Consider the following 20,228-nt stretch of genomic DNA (forward strand, 5'->3'; position numbering starts at 1 on the left):
GATTTGTTTTTAAACAAAGATATTTTTTTCTGAAATATTAACTATTAATAATTGATATAGACAAATCCAACCAAAGGATCTGGCATCTCTGGATCGTTCAAGAAAAGCACATAATAATAAGTACCCACAGGAACGAGTTGGTCTTTATATAACAAGCCTGTGTTAGGAATACCACCCCAGAACCCTTGATTATTTCCACCCGTGTAAATAAGATTGCCTTCTCTACTGTAAATTTTAAGTTCGAAATTTTCATAAATGTTGAGTAGTCCTGAAATTTCAAATTCGTCGTTGATGTTATCTCCATTAGGCGAGAAGCCTTGCGGGATAAAAGGCGGACAGTTTTCGGTGCGTACCCAAAAAGAAGTTATAGCAAAACAAATAGTAGTATCGAGTCGAACAAATATTTCTTGATCTCCTCCCGAGCTTTGGTAGGCTTCTGGGTTTTCAATTTCAAACAATCCTAACAAAGCATTATCTGGTGAGGTGTAATACCTAATAATAACATCTGGGTCTGCACTGATAAGCGAGTCTTGAACGGTAAGGTCAAAAGTACCCATATTAAATCCTGCATCACATTCGAGTAAATCAGGAAGCATTTCTATGGGCGGTATCGAATCGAATATTACCTGAGTTGTAAATTCGTTGTTGGTTTCATCAAGTTCTTCTACAATGCCTTGACTTGTACCATCGTCATCAATAACAGCAAGGAGATCAAACGTATTTGGTGTAGCATCATCAAGTGTAATAAAAACAATGTCATCTTCACTTCCTCCAATAGGAATAATTTCTTGTGTTTGTGATTGCCCTACTAAGGCGCCATCAATATAAAAAGCAATGGGCGTGTTTGCGGGAAGTGGTCCCGTTCCTTGTATGTTATATGCCGTAAATTGTACTTCCAAATCACGTTTTCTGCAGGCATTAAGATTATTGTTGATGGTAATTGTAGCATCGGGTAAGGGACAAACAATAACTTCAATAACAAAGAAATCAACAATTTGACACTCTTCATTATCTGCTCGAACAAAAATGTCTTGGGGATTTTCTGTGTTGATGAAATTAGTTGGATCTGCGATAGGATTATTATTGTTCTCTGCGTCTATTTGCGATAGATGAAAGCTAATAAGTAACTCTGGGTCAATGTTTACAATCGCTTCGGTAAGATCGAAACTTTCGATACCCACAGCATCGCAAACTTCTAGATCTTGTAACTGACTAAGATCTGGGAATTCAAGTAAATGAATGGTTGCGGTATCTTGATTATTGTCTTCTACAATTTCAGGAACAATACCTGAACCAGTACCCGTGTCATCTACAAAAACATTGAGTTCGAAATCGGCTGGAATTGTTGCGGGAACCGTGATAGTAATGTTCCCACTTTCTTGACCATCAATAGGAATCACTGTAGTGGTCTCACTTTGACCTATAAGTGTGGTATCTGCATACCAGGCAATGGGTGTGTTGATAGGAAGTTCGTCTGTACAGTTTACATTAAAAACGGTGTATTCAATTTCTAGTGTTCTATCTCCGCAATCTGTTCCACCATCTATAGCATCAATGGCAATGGTAGCATCTGGAAGTTGAGAATTTAGCACGGTTATGATATTATTAATCATTACAAAATCTTGTCCCGATGTTAAATCAATTACTGCGCTTGTATCTCCTGGACTTATGTTGTTTTCAATAGAATAGAAATCGATGTCCATGTTATAAATACTTTCATTTCCTGTGAAACTATCGGTGCCATTAAAAGCATTGTCTGCTGGATTTAATGGCGGATTGCTAATAATGTTTCCATTGATGCGTAAGGTTTCATTAACGGCTAGTGATTGGTCACCTTCCCAGGCCAAAAATCCAATTTTAGCACCTTCATTATCTAATACGTTGATATTTGTAAGATTTATAGTAAGGTTTGTATTTGTCGATGAAACACTTTCTAAACCATCAAAAACTGTCACTTGGTTTAGAGGTAGAGTAGCATCCTCATAAATAACAGTAATTGCCCATCCGCCGAAGTTTGTTGTATTTCCGCAGTACTCAGCAATGACATCTGTTAGGTCTAAATCGGCTAGGGTATAGGGGCCATTTCCAGTACTTTCCAATAAGGAAGTAACATCTGCAAAAGCTGCAAAATAAACCAATCCGTTAGGCATTGAATCTTCAAAAGTACGTTCTGCTGTTATTGGCGTTCCGTTAAGCGTTATTTCGAGATCACCAGTTCCAGAGCCTGCCCAATAGAGATAGGCAGCAATAAGCTCTTGGCCTGGTTGTAGTTCAAAATTTGCACTACTTGTTGTTAAGATTTCACAAGGAGTTGGCGGATCTGCACCAGTGTTTTCTCCTGTGTTTAGTGTGTTTCCAAACGCTAGATAATCGTATCGTCCGTTAAATTGAGAAAAAACATCTACTTCTTGCCCTAGAAAAGTTAGAGGCAGGAGGAGAAGTACTATACTAAGAATAGCGATACGTTTCATAGCAATGAAATTGTATGCTAAATATAGGGGTTTGAAATCGATCCCGAAAGTTTTCAGGACGAAACTGATCCTGAAACTTCGGGAGAAATTGAAGTTTTTATTAGACCGCTTAGTCTGCTTGCTGCACAAGGCAGACTAGCTGCTAGAGGGTTGTTGCTGGGTGGTTTTTGATTTAGATTAAAGTAAAATATCTGGGATTCCCCCTTTGAAGAGCCTGTCCCGATTTTAAATCGGGAGGGCTAGGGGGATGTTTTTGAGCAAAGTTTTTAATTTTACACAAACCACAAACCACAAACCACAAACCAGAACTACACCGCTACATCATACTCGCGTAAGGCATCGTTTAGTGAGGTTTTTTTATTGGTGCTTTCTTTACGTTTTCCAATTATCAAAGCGCAGGGTACTTGAAATTCACCTGCTGGAAATTTTTTGGTATAGCTTCCCGGAATAACTACAGAACGTGCCGGAACTACTCCTTTGGTTTCAACTGGAGTATCTCCAGTTACATCTATAATTTTAGTGCTCATGGTTAATACGACATTAGCACCTAATACTGCTTCTTTTTCTACGCGTACTCCTTCTACAACAATGCATCTTGAACCAATAAAGGCACCATCTTCAATAATTACGGGTGCTGCTTGTAAGGGTTCTAAAACTCCTCCAATACCAACACCTCCACTTAGGTGTACATTTTTTCCAATTTGGGCACAGCTTCCAACGGTAGCCCAAGTGTCTACCATAGTACCTTCATCTACGTATGCTCCAATGTTTACGTAACTAGGCATCATGATAACACCTTTGCTAATGTATGCTCCGTGACGTGCTACAGCGTTTGGCACTACTCGAATTCCTTTGGCTTCATAGCCTCTTTTTAGGGGAATTTTATCATGGTATTCAAAAATTCCTGCCTCCAATGTTTCCATTTTTTGAATAGGGAAGTACAACACCACACCTTTCTTTACCCATTCGTTTACTTGCCAACCATCGTCTGTTGGTTCTGCACAACGTAACGTTCCTTCATCACATAAGCGTACTACTTCTCTTATGGCGTCAATGGTTTCTGGTTGGGATAATAAAGAGCGATCGTCCCAGGCTTTTTCTATAATATTTTGAAGGTCTTTCATAGGGTAAGGTATTGTTGTTTTTTGATACTTTGAATGCAAATATAATGAGCTCAATCATTAAATCCATCATAAGTAGCATACTATAGTATAATCCCTTATTTTTGCAGCCAAAATGGGAAGAATACTCGCCATAGATTACGGTACAAAACGCACGGGCATCGCAGTGACAGATGAGTTACAACTAATTGCCTCTGGACTTACCACAGTAGATACGCATGATTTGATGCCTTTTTTAAGCACTTATTTTTGCAACGAAACGGTAGATACCATCGTCATTGGAGAGCCAACACAGAAAGATGGTACTGCCTCAAGTGTTGAGGGGAATATTCAAAATTTTATCAAAGGATTTAATGTGAAATTTCCGAAGATTCCTATCGTGCGAGTTGACGAACGCTATACCAGTAAAATGGCTTTTCAAACCATGATTGATAGCGGACTCAAAAAAAAACAAAGACAAAACAAGGCTCTTGTTGATGAAATAAGTGCAACGATAATATTACAACAATATCTCTATAAGGTTTAATGTATTATTTACTGACTTTAAAAAAGATAGTTAAGTAAATAATATTCATTAAACATTAAATAATAAACATTAAAAAATGATTTTACCAATTGTAGCCTATGGCGATCCTGTATTACGTAAAGAATGTAAGGAGATCCCTAAAGACTATCCGAAACTAGATATATTGCTAGAAAATATGTACGAGACCATGTATGCCGCTAGTGGTGTAGGTTTAGCAGCGCCACAAATTGGCTTGCCCATTCGTATTTTCTTAGTGGATGCAAGTCCGTTTGCAGATGAGGACGAAATGGATGCCAAAGAGTTTGCAGAGTTAGAGGGTTTTAAAAAGACCTTTATCAATGCTACTATTCTAGAAGAAGAAGGCGATGAGTGGGGATTTAATGAAGGGTGTTTGAGTATTCCAGATGTTCGTGAAGATGTGTTTAGACAACCCGATATTACCATCGAATATTACGATGAAAATTTCAAAAAGCACACCGAGAAATATTCAGGAATTATTGCTAGAATTATCCAACATGAATACGATCATATTGAAGGTATTTTGTTTACAGACAAACTTTCTTCTTTAAAAAAGCGTTTAATCAAAGGTAAATTAACCAACATTAGCAAAGGAAAAGCCAAAGCAGATTACAGAATGCGCTTCCCGAATGCTAAAAAGAAACGTTAAACGGTTGCATATCACAAAATTTCAAAACATCTTTGCGCGATTTTAAATTGGAGTGCTATATGCTCCGGAAATTTTAAAATTTCAGCAATACATTAAAAGAGTTCACATATATGAGTTTAGAAAAAGTTTTATCAATTTCAGGAAAGCCAGGTTTATATAAACTAACCCAACAAACCCGAAGTGGTTTTTTGGCAGAGTCTTTATTAGACAACAAAAAAATAAGTGTTAGTGCGCGTCATAACGTAAGCTTACTTTCTGAAATTGCTATCTACACCCTTACTGAAGAGGTGCCACTTCGTGCAATTTTTGAGAAGATTGCTACAAAAGAAGATGGTAAAGAAACCATCAATCATAAAGTCCCAAAAATTGAATTGGAAGAATTCTTTTTTGAGATTTTACCAGACTATGATGAAGAACGCGTATACCCAAGTGATATCAAAAAGGTAGTGCAATGGTACAACCTTTTGGTGAAAAACGGCATCACAGATTTCTCAGAACCTACAGAAGAAGCTGAGGTATTAGAGGAGGAAGTTTCGGAAGAAAAGGTTGCAAAAAAGCCTGCAAAAAAAGCACCAGCGAAAAAGAAAGCTACAAAAGCAGCTGATAAGAAATAATCTTTTTTACAGCAAGATATTTTGTCACCCTGAGCTTGTCTTAGGGTGACATTTTTAGTTTTACTAAAGAAGACTTTTTAAAACTTGCTTTTAAAACTGAACGCATATTCAGATTCGCCATGCTTTCTCAGATATTCAAGACGTTCTTTTCCTTCACTAATCGTGGGTTGGTGTCCTTCTGAAACATACCAGAGCACCATATGCATCTTGGGCATTTTTGCAAACCATTCTTTTTTTCGAACCATGATGTCTTTATGGGCCGTTTTGTATACAAAATCAAATAAGGTCTCTCTGTTTTTCCAAACGGTCATGTTGACTAACAAACTTTCTTTTCCAAAAACAGTAACACGATCTTCTTTTTCTGCTTCAGGACGTTCTTCTAAACTCCAAACATAGCCTGGGTGTTTTGAAGCTAAGGCATTTATACGGTCTGTATTATTTACAAAATCAGCCATAATCGGACTCTCCATATCGGCAATGGCATCGGCTAGGTTGAGTTGGGCTAGGTGCATGTTTGAGTTTGTGGTTTATTGTTTATGGTTTAAAAGTAATATTTTTTGACTTCTATAGAAATTTTTAAAGTTTCAAAGGGACAAAGGGACAAAGAGACAAAGGGTCTTTTTATTAGTGTTTAATCGAGCTGTAATATTTCAGAAAAGATAATTTTCATCTTCAAAATCCCAAACCCTCTCCCGCTGATAGGGGAAATAGTGGCTAATTGTTACATTTTAAAATCCACACATTTTCAAATTATCTTCACCCTTCTTTTGATAAATACTTGTATTTTTTTAAATCTTCTTTTGTGTTTATAGGAATGCCAACTCCATCTTTAATCACCATATTTTGGTTGCTTATTTCAAGCACATCTTGGTAATAGTGATCTGTGATTAAAATCCCTTTTTTAGATTTTAATTCGCTTAGATAGGTTTTTAATTTTTCTTTGTGTAGTGGTTCTACCATAGAAAAGGGTTCGTCTAACATTAAGAAAGGGTGTGGTAAATGACTTAACAAAACCACTTCCAAATACTTGGTTTCTCCTAAAGATAAATCTCCCACATTCTTTGCAGTCATTGTAGCAATATGTGGGTCATAAAAAATCCGATCTTGTGCTTTTTCATCACTATGAAACATTACAATCACGTCTCGAACTTTGGTTTGTTTCGGCAAGAAAGGATGTTGTGGTAGGTATGCAATAAGTTGTTTTGGAATTACTTCGGAAATTTTAACAGCATGCCCATTTATTTCTAATGCTATAGTGTCGGCTTTCATATTTCCGAAGAGCAGTTTCAACAAAGTAGACTTTCCACAGCCATTTCGTCCAAAAAGTCCCATAATAGCTCCTGTTTCTAGTGTAAAAGAAACTTCTTTAAGGACCTGCTTTTTTTTAAAAGCCTTTGTTGCGCTATGTAAGATTAAAGTCGCCAATGATAAAGAAGAAAAGAAGAAATAAAATAATGAATATAGGAAGTCCGAGTATTAAGTTGATGATAAAGGAACCTTTAAATAGTTGCCATTTTGTTATGCCCATATTTTGATAGGCATACCATTCGTTTTTATAAAAGGTTTGAAATCCTACAAAACCAAACCCTAAAGCAATGGTGAGAAAGAAAAAGAAGCCCCAAAAAACACCAAATGCCTTCACTCCAACAAAAGCAAATCCCGCGATAAACGGGAAAATGCTTTTATAGAATTGTGTGTAAGGTCTAATATTCATTAATTGGTGAATAGTGATTAGTGAACAGTGATTAGTTATGCCCAATATGACACCCACAACCGCCTTTGGTGAAACTGTCCGTTTCTTCGTGCCAAGGAAATGCTTGATTGTATCCTGGTACTTCCCAATAAAAAGGCGCACGCTCTTTTGGATGGTTTCCTTGTTCATTAAGTGTGTTTGCGTCATACAATCGTCCATTGATCATCACGCGTTGTATGTGTTGTGTGTTCTCTATATTTTCTAGTGGGTTTCTGTTAAGTACTATAAGATCTGCTAATTTTCCTACCTCTAGAGAACCAATATCTTGCCCTGCGCCAATATAATTTGCTCCATTGATGGTCGCAGCTTTTAAGGCTTCGTGGTTGCTTAGTCCGCCACTTGCCAACATCCAGGTTTCCCAATGAGCTCCAAGCCCTTGGAGTTGTCCGTGGGCCCCCATATTAAGTTTTACACCAGCAGCCACCAAGTCTTTTGCGGTTTGTGCAACCAACATATGACCGTTTTCATATTCTTTAATAGGCACCATATCTCTATGTCTTGAACGACTATCTACAATACTTCTTGGAGTAAAGTTGAGTAGCTTTTTATTTTCCCAAACATTATCACGTTGGTAATAATAGTACTCACCATTTAATCCGCCATAATTTACGATTAAGGTAGGCGTATATCCCGTGCCACTTGCTCCCCAAATTTCTAGTACATCTTTATATACAGGTGCTACCGGAATGTTGTGTTCTACTCCTGTATGCCCATCAATTACCATGGTAAGGTTATGGAAAAAGGTGGATCCTCCTTCTGGAACTACGTTGATGCCTTCTTCGCGTGCAGCTTGCAATACTTGTTGGCGTTGTTCTCTTCTAGGTTGGTTGTAGCTTTTTACACTTTTCGCTCCAAACGCCTTGGTACGGCGTATGCTACTTCTAGCGTCTTCTAGGTTATTGATTACTGCTTTAAAATCGCCATCGGCACCGTATAAAATAAATCCGGTAGAGTAGAGTCGTGGTCCCACTAAGGCTCCTGTCTTTTGTAATTCAGACAAGGTGAATACAGTTTCTGTGTTGGCAGAAGGATCATGCGCTGTAGTAACACCAAAGGCTAAATTGGCAGCAAATTGCCAATTGTTTTGCGCTGGGAGTCCACTTCTAAAAGCACCAATGTGCGCGTGGCTATCTACCAATCCGGGCATGATTGTTTTGCCAGCAGCTAATATGATTTTACAGTCGCTTGGGATTGGTAATTCACTTGCTTTTCCAATGGCTTCAATACGATTTTGATTGATGATAATGGTTCCATTTTCAATCACTTCATCGCCGTTCATGGTAATGATACGGGCATTGCTAAACGCTACTCTTCCAGAGGGTTTGTCTACAGGAGCTGTTAGACCAATTTTTATCCCAGAGCTCGGCATAGTGCTAGGCTTTTCTTTTCCTCCAGGAACAAAACTAAATTTTTCTTGCAAGGTGTTGCTGAAATATTCGTCACCCAAAGTCCACATAATTTTGTTGCTATTTGGGGACCAATGTAGGTTTACACCTGCATCTTTTGCGATTTGCTGTACCGGCACATTATTACTTTTCCCATCTAGGGTGAGTGGTTTTCCTAATTGTGGCATAGGAGCAATATAGGCTTTGTGTAAGTTGGTAAAGGCAACCCATTTGTTGTCGGGACTTGGTACAATGTAATTGGCATATTTTGAAATAACATGCTCACGCTCATCATGGCCTTGTAGATTAACAGAAATTAATTTCTTGGTAAGATTCCCAAAGTAGGTACCACCTGTTTGTAGAAAGATTCTAGAACCGTCTTGGTTAAATCTTGGGTTTTCACCTTTGTTAATGACTTTTTTAGGGTTTTGACCGTTCTTGTCCATGACATAGATGCCTGGGTTTTTGGTAAACGTAAATCCTTGATCTGTATTTCCGCCTTCCTTTCTGTAGACAATTTGTGATCCGTTTTGAGAATAGCGAGGGGTTCTATAGATTCCTTTTTCTGAAGTAAGCTTCACGGGAGTTCCTCCGTTAGCATTTACAGTAACAATAGCACCTTTCTCAAGATCGTTCCATGTAACGAAAATAATTTCATTCCCGCTTGGGGAGAAGCTAGGTTCGAACTCAAAATCGGTGCCTGTTGTTAGTCTTGTAGGGGTTCCGTTAGGAAGTGTTTTTTTGTAAATATGTCCTAGTGCGCTGAAGATAAGTATTTTTCCATCAGGAGATGTTTTAGCATCTCTTATAACTTTTGGTGTAAAGGTATCTCGTTCTATGGGTGTATTTGTCTTCACTGTTTGCGCAAGGTCTATGGCTACGTTTGCTTCAAAAGGAATGTTTGTAACGGCCAGTGTTTCCGTGTGTATTTTCTGAAATTTCCCACCACTCCAAATCACTAGTTCTTCGCTATTTGGGAGCCAATCGAAATTTGGATATACTCCAAAGATAGCCCATGCTTCTTGTTGGTCTTTGTTAAGTGCATCGTAGATTGGAAACTCTTCTCCTGTAGCTAAGTTGTGCACATATAAAACGGTTTTTTCACGCACACGTTTTACAAAGGCGAGTCGCTTTCCATCTGGTGAAACGGTAGGTCTTGCAGCTCCTCCGGGACCTCCCGTAACAGTTTCCGTTTTTCCATCTTCGAAATTGTAACGCTTGATCACGTAAATCTGACTATTAGGATCTTTGTTGTATTGAAAGAACCCTCCAGCATACATATCTTCACTGTAATACAAGTATTTTCCATCACTAGAAATCCATGGTTCATTGATGTCTTGTTGGTCGTTTTTCTTTTTTACTAATTGCACACCACTACCACCTGTGATGTGGTATTGCCAAAGCTCTCCAGCTCCTAAACTTCTTCCGCTTGTAAAATGTTTTCTTGCCACAAGGTATTTACTGTCGGGCATCCAAATAGCGTTATTTAAAAGTCTAAAACTTTCTTTGGTGATTTGCTTTGCATCTTTCCCTTTGGTATTCATGATCCAGATATTGTCACCTCCACCCGCATCACTCGTAAACGAAATGTGTTTTCCATCCGGACTAAAGCGCGGTTGAATTTCATAAGCAATACCTGTTCTAATTGCTTTTGCTTTTCCTCCAGTGATGGGCATGGTGTAGATATCCCCAAGCATGTCAAATACGATTGTTTGGCCATCTGGACTTACATCTAAGTTCATCCATGTTCCTTCGTTTGTAGTAAACCGGTGTGTTTTGTATTTAAACTCTTTTCCAGGATTATTGACGTCCCATTTGGCATCGTCTTTTTGCGCTATGGAGAGGGTTGTAGCTGCTAAGGCTACTAGGCTAAGCAATATTTTCATAATGATACTTTTGTGTGTAATATACAAAGGCTCTAAAGATATGAGTATTTGCGGGTATTGATTTTTAATTAAGAAAATTTTAGGGAATGTGGGGTGCTAATATTTCAGAATAGTAAAAAGCACTCATGGTTACCTAAAATGGTATGCTGCCTTTTGAGTATCTTTATGGGATTAATAACAAGGTTATATGTTCAAAAAAATTACCTATCTAGTTACCGCTGCGCTTATTGTATTGTTAGGCTATTTTGTGTTTAGTTATGTTCAGTATTTAAAAGAGCGAAATACAACTGCGACCTCTAAAGGAGAAGAGGTTACTGCAGCGTTAAAAAACGAAATAGAAGGTGTTTTACAAGAAGTAATGGCTTCTGGAAGTGCTATAGCAAAACTAATGGAGCAAGAAACGCTTTCGCCAAGTGCAGTTAATGCCTTGCTAAAAGAGCGTAGTTTGTTGGTAGATGAAATATTAGGGATTACGGTAGCTTACGAACCTGATCAATATCCAGAAAAGCGTTTGTATGCACCTTATTATGATAAGAATGAGGATACTATTTTTCAACTCGAGAGTTACTATGACTATACAGATGCATCTCTCGAAACGACTACCTGGTATGTAAAGATAAGAGATGAAGGAACACAATGGGTAGAGCCTTACTATGGGCAAGTAGTGCAGACTTTAATTACAGATTATGGAATTCCCTTTTACAACCCAGATGGTTCTATGAAAGGAATGGTTTCTATGACCATCTCATTAAAAGGATTTACAGAATTAATTCATTCGTTAAGTTTAGGGAAAACAGGATTTGGTTTTGTGAGTTCAAAAAAAGGGACCGTTTTGGCACATCCTATTAACGAATATGCGGGTTCAAAAACAGTTGCTCAATTGCAAGCTGAGGAAGTACATGTTGAACTTAAAAAAGCATATGGCGATATGTTAGAAGGAAAAAAAGGTGCCGTTTCCTTTATTTCGAAAGAGAAGAAACAAGAAACCTTATTTTATTACGATACGGTTCCCTCTTCAAAATGGAGCATTGGTGTTTTATTCTTTACAGAAGATTTATTAGGTCCAGACACACAAGCCAAGAAGAAACTTATCAATATAGCAATAACTGGGTGTTTGGTGTTGTTTTGCTTATTAGGCTTGTATTTTAATCATGATTTTTTATCTACCAAGGAAGTATGGATTTTAAGCTTGTTTGGTAGCTTTATATTATTGGCGAATGTATTCTTTATTGGCTATTTAGAACATTCTGCCAAAGATGCTACTGTCGTGAGTGAGAGTCCGCCGGTAACCGATAATACCACCTTGAGTTCTATTGTAAATGCTGAAAATTTAAAGGCTACTAAAAATAATCTTCCATTGCCCACTGTTATTCCAACTGGATTGTTTGTGGATGAGTTGAGTTTTATGGATAGTTATAATGTAAACTTGAGCGGACGCATTTGGCAAAAATACCCAAAGGAAATTTTGAAGGAAGTGACTGAAGGAATAAGATTTCCGCAGGCATCTCCCTTTGCCGAAGCAGTGTTTATAGAAGAAATGTATCGAGAAGAACAAGGCGATATGGTGTTAATTGGTTACGATTTTAGATTAACCGCCAAACTGAATTTTATCTATAGTAAATACCCTTTCGATAAGCGAAATTTAAATCTAGAAATCCAACCATTAAATAGAAGTGATAATTTGCTGTTTACTCCAGATTTGGATAGTTACGCCGTAACCAATCCCTCTCAAAAAAGTGGATTGAGTTCTAATATTTCGCTTAGCGGAAATAAGATTTTGGAAAGCTATTTTAGTTATCAGTATTTTGATTACGGAAATACCTTTGGGTTTACCAATGGTTCCCGTGTGACTGAAGTTCCAGAATTGCATTTTAATATCAATATAAAACGTGTCCTCATCAATGCTTTTGTAACCTACCTCATTCCGATATTTGTGACGTTGTTGATGATGTTTATTATGATTTATGCAGCCAATAAGAGCGATACTAAACTAACAGATTCTGGGATTGTACAAGGGATGACTGCCTTCTTTTTTGTCTTGGTATTTTCGCATATTGATTTGCGAAAAAGTATTGAAACTGCAGAGCTCATTTACATGGAGTATTTTTATTTTATCACCTATATAATGATTGTTTTGTCTACCTATAATCTAATTATGTACACCAAACCTGAGCGCTCTATGTTTGATTACAAAGACAACCTTGTGATCAAAGCTGTTTTTTGGCCTACTTTTTTAGTATTGGTATTACTAGTGAGTTTGTTTTTGTTTTACTAAAATTATTAGTTAAAACGGATTACTTATAGTTGCATTTGGTTTTAAAAAACAATCGTGTGATTTAAAGTCTACAATAATGGTGTAGCGTTTTAAAATACTTCCCCCTAAAATAGCTTGAAACGAACTATCAGAAGGTGTTTTAGTAAGATATGCGGGAGCGTTAGGAACGATAGCATTACCAATACCAATTTCTGGGATAATTACATTGTCACTCATACTAGCGTTACCATCTGTACCCATAGAAGTTGATTCTCCTATAACTCTAAATTTATTCAATAAATCATTGTCGTTTACAGTTTTATAATACACTAATAATTCTCCATTATAGCCTGTGTCTAAAATTGCTGAAAACGTGGCTTCAATTCCATTGGGTTTAATGACCGTGACGTCAATATTTGGTACCCCGTTAATGTAAACCATATCTTGTTGATGATAACTAGCTATATCAATGGGTAATGCATCACTTACGATGAGTTGAAGGTGTTCAAAATCTATGGTAACAACTTTGTCTCTAAAAAAATGCCAGCCAATAACTCCGTCGAAAACATAACTGCTTGGATATGGAATTCCGACGAAATCTAGATTTTTAACAGTCATTCCATAGGTACTAATGGTATTGTTTGCACTAAAAATTTGTTGTGAGGTACCATTTGCTCCTAAGTTTTCAGTGGTACTGTTAAACGTAATATTGATGTCTTCTTCATTCACCCTAGAGGTATTTAATACCATGTCGTTTGCACCAGTATCAAAAATAAAGGAAAGAGTGTCGCTATTATTGACACTTGCTTTTACATAAATTCTATTATCATCTCCAAGTTGGAAGGGGATTACTTGTTGTGCTTTTGCAATAGGTATTGCTGCAATAAATAGGAACCATAGGAGTTTTCTCATTTATCTTGATTTTTTTTGCAGCGCACATAATCGAATAATTTCGATAATACGCTTTTGTTTTGTTTCTTCTCTTTTTGCACTAGCAATCCACCTTAGATAGCTCTTTTTGTATCCCGGGGCCAATGAGGTATAAAACTCAAAAGCATCTGAATTTACATCAAACGCTTTTTGGAGCGCTTTTGGAATCACCAAATTTTCTGCATCATCCATGGCTGTCCAAGTACCGCTCTCTTTGGCTAATATAATCATTTTTAATCCACTTTCATGAATGAGGTTGTTGGTTGTAAGTTCGTTAATGTAGGATTTGTTAAGTGCGCTCCAGGTGCTTTTAGGGTTTCGTGGCGTGAATAGTTGTTGTCTTTTTCCATTCCCTAGGCTTTTTACAGTGCTATCAATCCATCCAAAACATAAGGCTACTTTTACGGCTTCTTCCCAGCGCATTGTGGGTTGTTTGTTTTCAAGTTTGTAGAATATGAGTTGTACCCCTTTTGGGTATTGATTATGATTCGACAGTAACCAATCATACCATTCTACATCTCTAGGGAAATATAACATGGGTCTTTCCATATGCTGTCTGGGTCGTTTTTACTTTGTATAAACAAAAAAACCCAACCGTTGGGTTGGGTTTTTATTTGTATTATTTTTTATTCTTCAGATAAGGTTTTCATCTCATCTTCGATCATTTCATAGAACTGATCAATTTTAGGAAGAATTAAGATTTTCGTTCTTCTATTTATGGATCTATTCTCAGGGCTATCGTTGGCTACTAGAGGTACATGTTCTCCACGACCTGCAGCAATCAATTGTTCTGGTCTAACTCCTAAGGCTTGTAATTCTCTTACGATAGAAGTTGCACGCTTCACACTTAAATCCCAGTTGTCTGTAATGATGCTTCCATTGTAAGGTACATTATCTGTGTGACCTTCTACCATTGCTTCAAAATCTGGTTTTCCGTTGATAACGGTTGCTACTTTTCCAAGAATTTCTTTTGCTCTTGAGGTAACGTTATAACTTCCAGTTCTAAAAAGTACTTTATCACTCAACGAGATAAACACCACACTTTTCTCTACATTAATCTCAATGTCCTCATCATTCATACCCACTTCTTTTTTCAAGCTGGTAACAAGTGCAAGTGTTACACTATCTTTTTTGGTAAGTGCATCTTGTAATCTTGAAATTTTAAGATCTTTTTCTTTTAAGCTTTCAAGAGATTTTTCAAGATTCGTAGCTCCTTGTTGTGTTAAGACTGTCATGTCTTTTGAGCTCTCAATAAGATCTTGATTTGTTTTGCGCATTTCAGCAAGACGTTCTTCTAAAGAAGCTAGGCGAGCATTTGCGGCCGCTTTGTCTTTTTCACAACTATTTAATTTTACAGTTGCTGTATTTAGTAGGTCTTTGTTTTTTTGGTATTCGGCTTCTAGTTCTTTGTATTTCTTTGAAGCGACACATGATGGAAATAAAACAATTCCACACATTGCTAAAATGAGTATTTTCTTCATGACTCTATTGGGTTTTTATGTAATTCAAAAATATTAAAATGATTGCTATCGTTGCATCGATTAACAATACTTTAATAGTGTTCCTTTATTGTGTTAAAAGTAGTTTTTTTTCTAATAAAATACTTCCAAACAATTGATTTTATTTGGTAATAAGATACATTTTGTAACGGTTTCTTTCTTTTCGTTAGAAATTTGGGTAGTAATCTATAAAATGAAAGATGTGCATTAAAGACGGCGAAAAAGTGCCTATATTTCCCTTTTACTAAAAATTGAAGGGCAGCAACGCCATCTAGTATCATTCTTATAAAGAGTATCCCCCAAACGGACCTTTTTGGGTGATTTTTTAGCATGATGAGCAAGGAATTTCTAAAATTATAGAACGTTTTCTTTGGGTTTTCTGTTGGCAGGGTAGCACCTCCTACATGATACACCGTTGTTTCTCCAATATAATGAATGATTCCACCTTCTTGTTGCATGCGCCAACATAGGTCTATTTCTTCTTGATGAGCAAAGAGATCTTCATCAAATCCGCCTGCCTTGTTAAACGCTTCTTTTTTTACAAACAAGCAAGCACCACTTGCCCAAAAAATAGAAGTCGTATCATTGTATTGTCCGTTATCTTTTTCTAAGGTATCAAAAATGCGACCTCTGCAATACGGATAGCCAAGTGCGTCAATGTAACCTCCTGCGGCCCCTGCATATTCAAAATGCGTTTTGTTTTTGTAATCTAGTATTTTGGGTTGTACAGCAACTAGAGCGGTATTGTTTTTAAACGCTTTTTTAATAGGTTCTAACCATCCTTTTGTAACTTCTACGTCACTATTGAGAAGTACAAAAATATCTTCATCAAGATGTTTTAAAGCATCATTATATCCTTTTGCGTATCCGCCGTTTTCTGTGTTTTGAATAATGGACACCTCACTAAAGTGTCCCTTTACATGCAGCACACTATCATCGGTTGAAGCGTTGTCTGCAACATAAATGGTTGCATCTTTTGAATGTGTTATAACAGCTGGTAAGAACTGGGCTAATAAATCCCTTCCATTGTAGTTAAGAATGACAACAGCAATATTCATGAGTGCAAAATAAGAGCTTATTTTTTATATATGGGTAAGGTTTCTAAAAATGAGTACTGCTCTTTTTCAAAATCCATCTGACAAGAGTAATGCGCTAGTCCGTTGGTGACCATTAAATAGGTGCTTTTTAATACAAAATTATAGCGTGCTATTTGATCGAAAGTGTCCTGTGTAATGTTAATTTTTGGAGCCTTACACTCTACAATAAGGTGAATGCTTCCATCTGGATTATAGGCAACAATGTCATATCGTTTTATGGTATCAAATACTTTAATCTGTTTTTCAACATTGATTAATGATAAGGGAATATGCAGCTCATGAATTAAGTATTGAAGGGTGTTTTGGCGTACCCATTCTTCTGGAGTAAGGACTAGAAATTTTTTTCGCACCACATCAAAAATCAATGGTTTGTTTTCCCTACTTTTGAATCGAAATGAATACTGCTTAAAGTTGAGCTGTTGCATGAGGTAAAAATAATCTTTCTAGAGATATCCCCTTTGTAAAATCTACTTAACTTGTGCTCAAATTGCTAACATTTCAGAAATTAATCTATGTCTGCGCAAGCAAAAGAAATTGTAAAAAACATTCAGCAAGGTACTATTGCACCCATCTATTTTTTAATGGGTGAGGAAGCGTTTTATATAGATGCTATTTCAGAATACATAGAAAAAACGGTCTTGGCAGAAGAAGAGAAAGGCTTTAACCAAATGGTATTGTATGGTAGAGATGTTAGTGTAGATGATATTGTGAGCAATGCAAAGCGGTACCCAATGATGGCAGAACGACAAGTGGTGATTGTAAAAGAAGCGCAAGATCTTTCACGTACCATCGAAAACTTGGTCGCCTATGTCGAGAATCCGCAACCTACAACCGTATTGGTGATTTGTTACAAATACAAAAAACTAGATGCTAGAAAAAAACTGAGCAAGGCTGTAAAGAAGTCGGGTGTGTTGTTTGAAAGTAAAAAATTATACGACAATCAAATTCCCAGTTGGATACAAAGTACGCTGGCATCAAAGGGCTATACCATAACACCTAAAGCTTCGCAAATGCTTACTGAGTTTTTGGGGACCGACTTAGGGAAAATCAATAATGAGCTTCAAAAATTACAACTCATTATACAAAAAGGAGCTCAAATCACTCCGCAGTTAATTGAGGAGAACATAGGTATTAGTAAAGACTTTAATAATTTCGAATTACAAAAAGCAATTGGAGAACGTGACATTCAAAAGGCTTTTGCGATTGTGCAATATTTTGGACAAAACCCGAAGAACAATCCAATAGTTATGACAGTTTCTTTGCTGTATAGTTTCTTTGTGAAATTATTAAAATACCATGCCTTAACAAACAAAGCAGACGCTGCGAAATCCTTGGGAATGAGTCCGTATTTTGTGAAAGATTACCAGCTAGCTTCACGTAACTATCCGATGAAAAAAGTGAGTGCTATTATTAGTGTCATTCGAGAAGTAGATCTAAAGAGTAAAGGAGTTGGTGCTGCAAATACGCCACAAGGAGATTTGTTGAAAGAGTTGTTGGTTAAAATATTTAATTGATTTTTTTCTTCGGAAATGTTAGTGATTTGAAACCGAAATCGAAATCGAAGACGAACAACAAACTAAACTTTTCAACACATCGACATCTCCACTCTTTTTAGAATCTTCAAAGTTTCAAAGGGTCAAAGAGAGTACTCAAGAACTATGTTTGAATAGTAGTGTCACCCTGTCCAGAAGTTTCGGGAGTCGAAGGGCGTTGGTTTAAAACTATTGAGGATGCTTCGACAGGCTAAGCACGACAATCGAAATTGATCCCGAAACTTCGGGAGAAATCGAAACTGAAATTGATATCGAAACATTTTTCCCTAGCCCTAAAGGGTAATCTTTCTTTATGACATCGAAATTAATATCGAGTTGTAACATTTCAGAAAAACAGGTTTCAAATTATTACACCCTTCACCCGTCATTCATGACTAATCATCCACTCTATTTTCAGCAAACGAAGAGGGGAGTAGTTTTGGGATAAACTTCACCAATAGTGGAAGCAATATAGCACCGCCAGGGAGCAAGAAAATAGTTAGTGAAGGTACCGTTTTACAGATGTCTAACAACTGTTCTTTTACTTTTCCTTTTTCTTGCTTTGAAAGCTCTCTGTGGGTAGAACTTCCTAATAACTTTAAAAGCTCTCCGCTTTCTTGTAATTCTTTCTGGAAACGGTCTTTGTTTCTAATAATAAGTCGTTGTACAGTACCAGTAGATTGTTTGTAAAACTGTTTTATAGGCGTTGCATACTCAAACAGCGTTACTTTTTTCTCAGATTGTTTTGAGAATGTTTTAATATGATTGATACTTTCTTGAATGGCATTTTCTGAAAAACCGAGGTTGCTACTTAGTTCTTTTAAGTATTGCAATTCGTTTGGATCCAGCGCTTTGTCTTCCCAAACAGCCAAACAACTAAGATCTAGCAAATAGTGTTTTGCACAAGGAGTGTAGTGGCTAAAGTTTTCTTTGCGTAGCGTGGTTTCAAAAGTGCCTTTTGAGAGTATGTATTGTGAGGATCCTTCAAAAAGCTCTATGAGCAGTTTGTCGTATTTGTTTTTTTTCTGTTTTGCTTTTAGCAATGAAAAGCAGCAAATAATGGTTTGTTGCTCTAATCGTTTTATAAACTGTTTGGTGTCTTTACTGCCTAGTAACCAATGTTCAAAAGCCAATACGTCTATATACAACAATGCATGGGTTAGTAAAGAAACTGCATTTGTTTTGTATACTGTATTCGATTCATGGACCCGTTTTGCTAAAATGTGTTCTAGGTTGGCAGTTTCGGAAGTCGAAAATGTTATTGACTGTAAGAAGCTTGTTTTTCCTTTGTCAAGTGCCTTGTAATATTTGACAATACTAGATGTGATTTCTGTAAGTGTTGCATTGGGCGTGTGAATGATTCCTGTATACAAAAGAGCATGAAATAAGTTCACCTTCGTAAACTCTTCATGCGACAGTTTTATATCGATATCGTTTTTTACGAGTAGTGCATTGGCGTCTCCATATAAAAAACCAGTATCTTTTAATGACTTGTAAAAATTAGTACCTGAAGGATACGCCAAAGCAATAGCTTCCTTGGAATAGGTGCTTAAAAATTTTTTTATCCAATCTTGTGCAGAAGGATTCATTTATATGCTACAAATTAAATATTACAAATTATCTTTAACGACAGATTAAAATGATAAAAAATACGTTAACAAAATATTAACCTTTTTTAGAAAACCACTCGGTGTACATTTGTCGTAAGTTGGGTAAATAAAACAATATAATTTTTTAAAAACCAAAACTATTATGAAAAAAACAAAAATATTTGCGGCCATTGGCGGATTAGGCGTTGCCTGTCTCTCCATGTTTTTGCTTGCGGCAGATCATATTGATGCTCCAGATGTAGCAGCAACCACAACAGATATAGCAGATTTCTTTGCTTTTGAAGGAGACAATCCAGACAATACAGTTTTGGTAGCAACGGTTCAAGGACCCTTAGCACCTATGGAACAAACCACCAATGCAAGGTTCGACGAAGATGTATTGATTGAGTTTAATATTGATAATACGGGAGATTTTGTAGAAGATCTAGTAATTCAGGCCGTAAGACGTGGCGATTCTATGTATTTCTTTGGTCCGGTAGCGCCCGTAGAAACAGGATTAAATAGTAGTATTGTTACAACAGCAACAAGAACGGCGGTTAAAATTTCAGATACAGAAACTGTAGAGACAGAAACCAATAACGGGATGCAAGTGTATGCAGGACCTAGAAGAGATCCATTTTACTTCGATTTCAATAGGTTTAACCTAGTAACCTCAGGAGCTGTAGCACCCGAAGGATTTTTACCTCCAGATGAGGCTAGCGATTTCTTTGAAGATTTAAATGTATTAGCTGTTGTGGTAGAAGTGCCAAATTCTATGCTAGGAGTGGCACCAACACACGTAGCGGTAGATGCAGGTTTGTTTCCTCCTGGAGCATTACCTGATGCCTACAATATTTGGATAACTACGAGCAGAAAACAATAAACACATTATAAAAAATACGAA

At 36.9% G+C, this 20,228-nt stretch carries 18 protein-coding genes; 6 read left to right on the forward strand and 12 right to left on the reverse strand.

The annotated features are described in order from the left end of the window. Positions 1-44: 44 nt before the first annotated feature. Together ACY2RS_RS09850 and ACY2RS_RS09855 are read right to left on the reverse strand one after the other, a co-directional pair. On the reverse strand, positions 45-2,471 hold the full coding sequence (locus ACY2RS_RS09850; protein WP_490098482.1) for a T9SS type B sorting domain-containing protein: 2,427 nt from the start codon (positions 2,469-2,471) through the stop codon (positions 45-47). 308 nt (positions 2,472-2,779) lie between these two features. Then, positions 2,780-3,595, reverse strand: a complete 816-nt coding sequence (locus ACY2RS_RS09855; RefSeq protein ID WP_490098483.1) for a 2,3,4,5-tetrahydropyridine-2,6-dicarboxylate N-succinyltransferase — start codon at positions 3,593-3,595, stop codon at positions 2,780-2,782. A gap of 112 nt (positions 3,596-3,707) precedes the next feature. Between ACY2RS_RS09855 and ruvX the strand changes: the two genes are divergently transcribed. The 3 genes from ruvX (at position 3,708) to ACY2RS_RS09870 (ending at position 5,399) form a co-directional block, all read left to right on the forward strand. After that, positions 3,708-4,118 (forward strand): Holliday junction resolvase RuvX, encoded by a 411-nt coding sequence (gene ruvX / locus ACY2RS_RS09860; protein ID WP_490098484.1) that lies wholly within the window; start codon positions 3,708-3,710, stop codon positions 4,116-4,118. Between the two features lie 76 nt (positions 4,119-4,194). Then, positions 4,195-4,785 carry a peptide deformylase gene (def, locus tag ACY2RS_RS09865; protein WP_490098485.1) on the forward strand — a complete coding sequence of 197 codons (591 nt, stop codon included), beginning with the start codon at positions 4,195-4,197 and terminating at the stop codon, positions 4,783-4,785. Positions 4,786-4,895: 110 nt separating this feature from the next. Continuing rightward, positions 4,896-5,399, forward strand: a complete 504-nt coding sequence (locus tag ACY2RS_RS09870) for a DUF5606 family protein (protein WP_490098486.1) — start codon at positions 4,896-4,898, stop codon at positions 5,397-5,399. A 77-nt stretch (positions 5,400-5,476) separates the two neighbouring features. Here the strand turns inward: ACY2RS_RS09870 and ACY2RS_RS09875 are convergent, their stop codons facing one another. The 4 genes from ACY2RS_RS09875 to ACY2RS_RS09890 form a co-directional block, all read right to left on the reverse strand. After that, positions 5,477-5,911: a DUF3291 domain-containing protein gene (locus ACY2RS_RS09875; protein WP_490098487.1), complete on the reverse strand. Its 435-nt coding sequence runs from the start codon at positions 5,909-5,911 to the stop codon at positions 5,477-5,479. Between the two features lie 244 nt (positions 5,912-6,155). Next, on the reverse strand, positions 6,156-6,824 hold the full coding sequence (locus ACY2RS_RS09880; RefSeq protein WP_490098488.1) for an ATP-binding cassette domain-containing protein: 669 nt from the start codon (positions 6,822-6,824) through the stop codon (positions 6,156-6,158). Further along, positions 6,802-7,113 carry a hypothetical protein gene (locus ACY2RS_RS09885; RefSeq protein ID WP_490098489.1) on the reverse strand — a complete coding sequence of 104 codons (312 nt, stop codon included), beginning with the start codon at positions 7,111-7,113 and terminating at the stop codon, positions 6,802-6,804. The genes ACY2RS_RS09880 and ACY2RS_RS09885 overlap by 23 nt, the downstream gene beginning before the upstream one ends. A gap of 31 nt (positions 7,114-7,144) precedes the next feature. Beyond that, positions 7,145-10,423, reverse strand: coding sequence for an amidohydrolase family protein (locus tag ACY2RS_RS09890; protein WP_490098490.1), 3,279 nt, complete (start codon positions 10,421-10,423; stop codon positions 7,145-7,147). 187 nt (positions 10,424-10,610) lie between these two features. Between ACY2RS_RS09890 and ACY2RS_RS09895 the strand changes: the two genes are divergently transcribed. Further along, a complete protein-coding gene (locus ACY2RS_RS09895) occupies positions 10,611-12,698 on the forward strand; it encodes a cache domain-containing protein (RefSeq protein WP_490098491.1) in 2,088 nt (695 codons plus the stop codon). A gap of 9 nt (positions 12,699-12,707) precedes the next feature. On the opposite strand, the gene ACY2RS_RS09900 is transcribed toward ACY2RS_RS09895, so the two are convergent. The 5 genes from ACY2RS_RS09900 to ACY2RS_RS09920 all read right to left on the reverse strand — a co-directional run bounded on the left by ACY2RS_RS09900 (position 12,708) and on the right by ACY2RS_RS09920 (position 16,628). Then, a complete protein-coding gene (locus tag ACY2RS_RS09900) occupies positions 12,708-13,589 on the reverse strand; it encodes an aspartyl protease family protein (protein WP_490098492.1) in 882 nt (293 codons plus the stop codon). Further along, positions 13,590-14,156 carry a YdeI/OmpD-associated family protein gene (locus ACY2RS_RS09905; protein ID WP_490098493.1) on the reverse strand — a complete coding sequence of 189 codons (567 nt, stop codon included), beginning with the start codon at positions 14,154-14,156 and terminating at the stop codon, positions 13,590-13,592. Positions 14,157-14,233: 77 nt separating this feature from the next. Next, positions 14,234-15,088, reverse strand: coding sequence for an OmpA/MotB family protein (locus ACY2RS_RS09910; RefSeq protein WP_490098494.1), 855 nt, complete (start codon positions 15,086-15,088; stop codon positions 14,234-14,236). 71 nt (positions 15,089-15,159) lie between these two features. Next, the gene (locus tag ACY2RS_RS09915) at positions 15,160-16,164 is read right to left on the reverse strand and encodes a glycosyltransferase family 2 protein (protein WP_490098495.1); all 1,005 of its coding nucleotides are present in this window, start codon (positions 16,162-16,164) and stop codon (positions 15,160-15,162) included. A 17-nt stretch (positions 16,165-16,181) separates the two neighbouring features. Beyond that, entirely contained in the window at positions 16,182-16,628 is a 447-nt protein-coding gene (locus ACY2RS_RS09920) for a type I restriction enzyme HsdR N-terminal domain-containing protein (RefSeq protein WP_490098496.1), read from the reverse strand. A gap of 87 nt (positions 16,629-16,715) precedes the next feature. Here ACY2RS_RS09920 and holA point away from each other — a divergent pair, with 87 nt between their 5' ends. Further along, on the forward strand, positions 16,716-17,717 hold the full coding sequence (holA, locus tag ACY2RS_RS09925) for a DNA polymerase III subunit delta (RefSeq protein WP_490098497.1): 1,002 nt from the start codon (positions 16,716-16,718) through the stop codon (positions 17,715-17,717). A gap of 413 nt (positions 17,718-18,130) precedes the next feature. Here holA and ACY2RS_RS09930 read toward each other — a convergent pair whose 3' ends face one another. Next, positions 18,131-19,324, reverse strand: coding sequence for an LETM1-related biofilm-associated protein (locus ACY2RS_RS09930; RefSeq protein ID WP_490098498.1), 1,194 nt, complete (start codon positions 19,322-19,324; stop codon positions 18,131-18,133). A gap of 163 nt (positions 19,325-19,487) precedes the next feature. Between ACY2RS_RS09930 and ACY2RS_RS09935 the strand changes: the two genes are divergently transcribed. Beyond that, the gene (locus ACY2RS_RS09935) at positions 19,488-20,207 is read left to right on the forward strand and encodes a DUF4331 family protein (protein ID WP_490098499.1); all 720 of its coding nucleotides are present in this window, start codon (positions 19,488-19,490) and stop codon (positions 20,205-20,207) included. Positions 20,208-20,228 lie beyond the last annotated feature (21 nt).

The sequence above is a fragment of the Patiriisocius sp. 208BN25-11 genome (assembly GCF_058147145.1).

Excerpts from the sequence above, each read along its gene's own strand:
- ACY2RS_RS09850 (WP_490098482.1), bottom strand. The coding sequence starts at position 2,471 with ATGAAACGTATCGCTATTCTTAGTATAGTACTTCTCCTCCTGCCTCTA.
- ACY2RS_RS09855 (WP_490098483.1), bottom strand. The coding sequence starts at position 3,595 with ATGAAAGACCTTCAAAATATTATAGAAAAAGCCTGGGACGATCGCTCT.
- ruvX (WP_490098484.1), top strand. The coding sequence starts at position 3,708 with ATGGGAAGAATACTCGCCATAGATTACGGTACAAAACGCACGGGCATC.
- def (WP_490098485.1), top strand. The coding sequence starts at position 4,195 with ATGATTTTACCAATTGTAGCCTATGGCGATCCTGTATTACGTAAAGAA.
- ACY2RS_RS09870 (WP_490098486.1), top strand. The coding sequence starts at position 4,896 with ATGAGTTTAGAAAAAGTTTTATCAATTTCAGGAAAGCCAGGTTTATAT.
- ACY2RS_RS09875 (WP_490098487.1), bottom strand. The coding sequence starts at position 5,911 with ATGCACCTAGCCCAACTCAACCTAGCCGATGCCATTGCCGATATGGAG.
- ACY2RS_RS09885 (WP_490098489.1), bottom strand. The coding sequence starts at position 7,113 with ATGAATATTAGACCTTACACACAATTCTATAAAAGCATTTTCCCGTTT.
- ACY2RS_RS09890 (WP_490098490.1), bottom strand. The coding sequence starts at position 10,423 with ATGAAAATATTGCTTAGCCTAGTAGCCTTAGCAGCTACAACCCTCTCC.
- ACY2RS_RS09895 (WP_490098491.1), top strand. The coding sequence starts at position 10,611 with ATGTTCAAAAAAATTACCTATCTAGTTACCGCTGCGCTTATTGTATTG.
- ACY2RS_RS09900 (WP_490098492.1), bottom strand. The coding sequence starts at position 13,589 with ATGAGAAAACTCCTATGGTTCCTATTTATTGCAGCAATACCTATTGCA.
- ACY2RS_RS09905 (WP_490098493.1), bottom strand. The coding sequence starts at position 14,156 with ATGGAAAGACCCATGTTATATTTCCCTAGAGATGTAGAATGGTATGAT.
- ACY2RS_RS09910 (WP_490098494.1), bottom strand. The coding sequence starts at position 15,088 with ATGAAGAAAATACTCATTTTAGCAATGTGTGGAATTGTTTTATTTCCA.
- ACY2RS_RS09915 (WP_490098495.1), bottom strand. The coding sequence starts at position 16,164 with ATGAATATTGCTGTTGTCATTCTTAACTACAATGGAAGGGATTTATTA.
- ACY2RS_RS09920 (WP_490098496.1), bottom strand. The coding sequence starts at position 16,628 with ATGCAACAGCTCAACTTTAAGCAGTATTCATTTCGATTCAAAAGTAGG.
- holA (WP_490098497.1), top strand. The coding sequence starts at position 16,716 with ATGTCTGCGCAAGCAAAAGAAATTGTAAAAAACATTCAGCAAGGTACT.
- ACY2RS_RS09930 (WP_490098498.1), bottom strand. The coding sequence starts at position 19,324 with ATGAATCCTTCTGCACAAGATTGGATAAAAAAATTTTTAAGCACCTAT.
- ACY2RS_RS09935 (WP_490098499.1), top strand. The coding sequence starts at position 19,488 with ATGAAAAAAACAAAAATATTTGCGGCCATTGGCGGATTAGGCGTTGCC.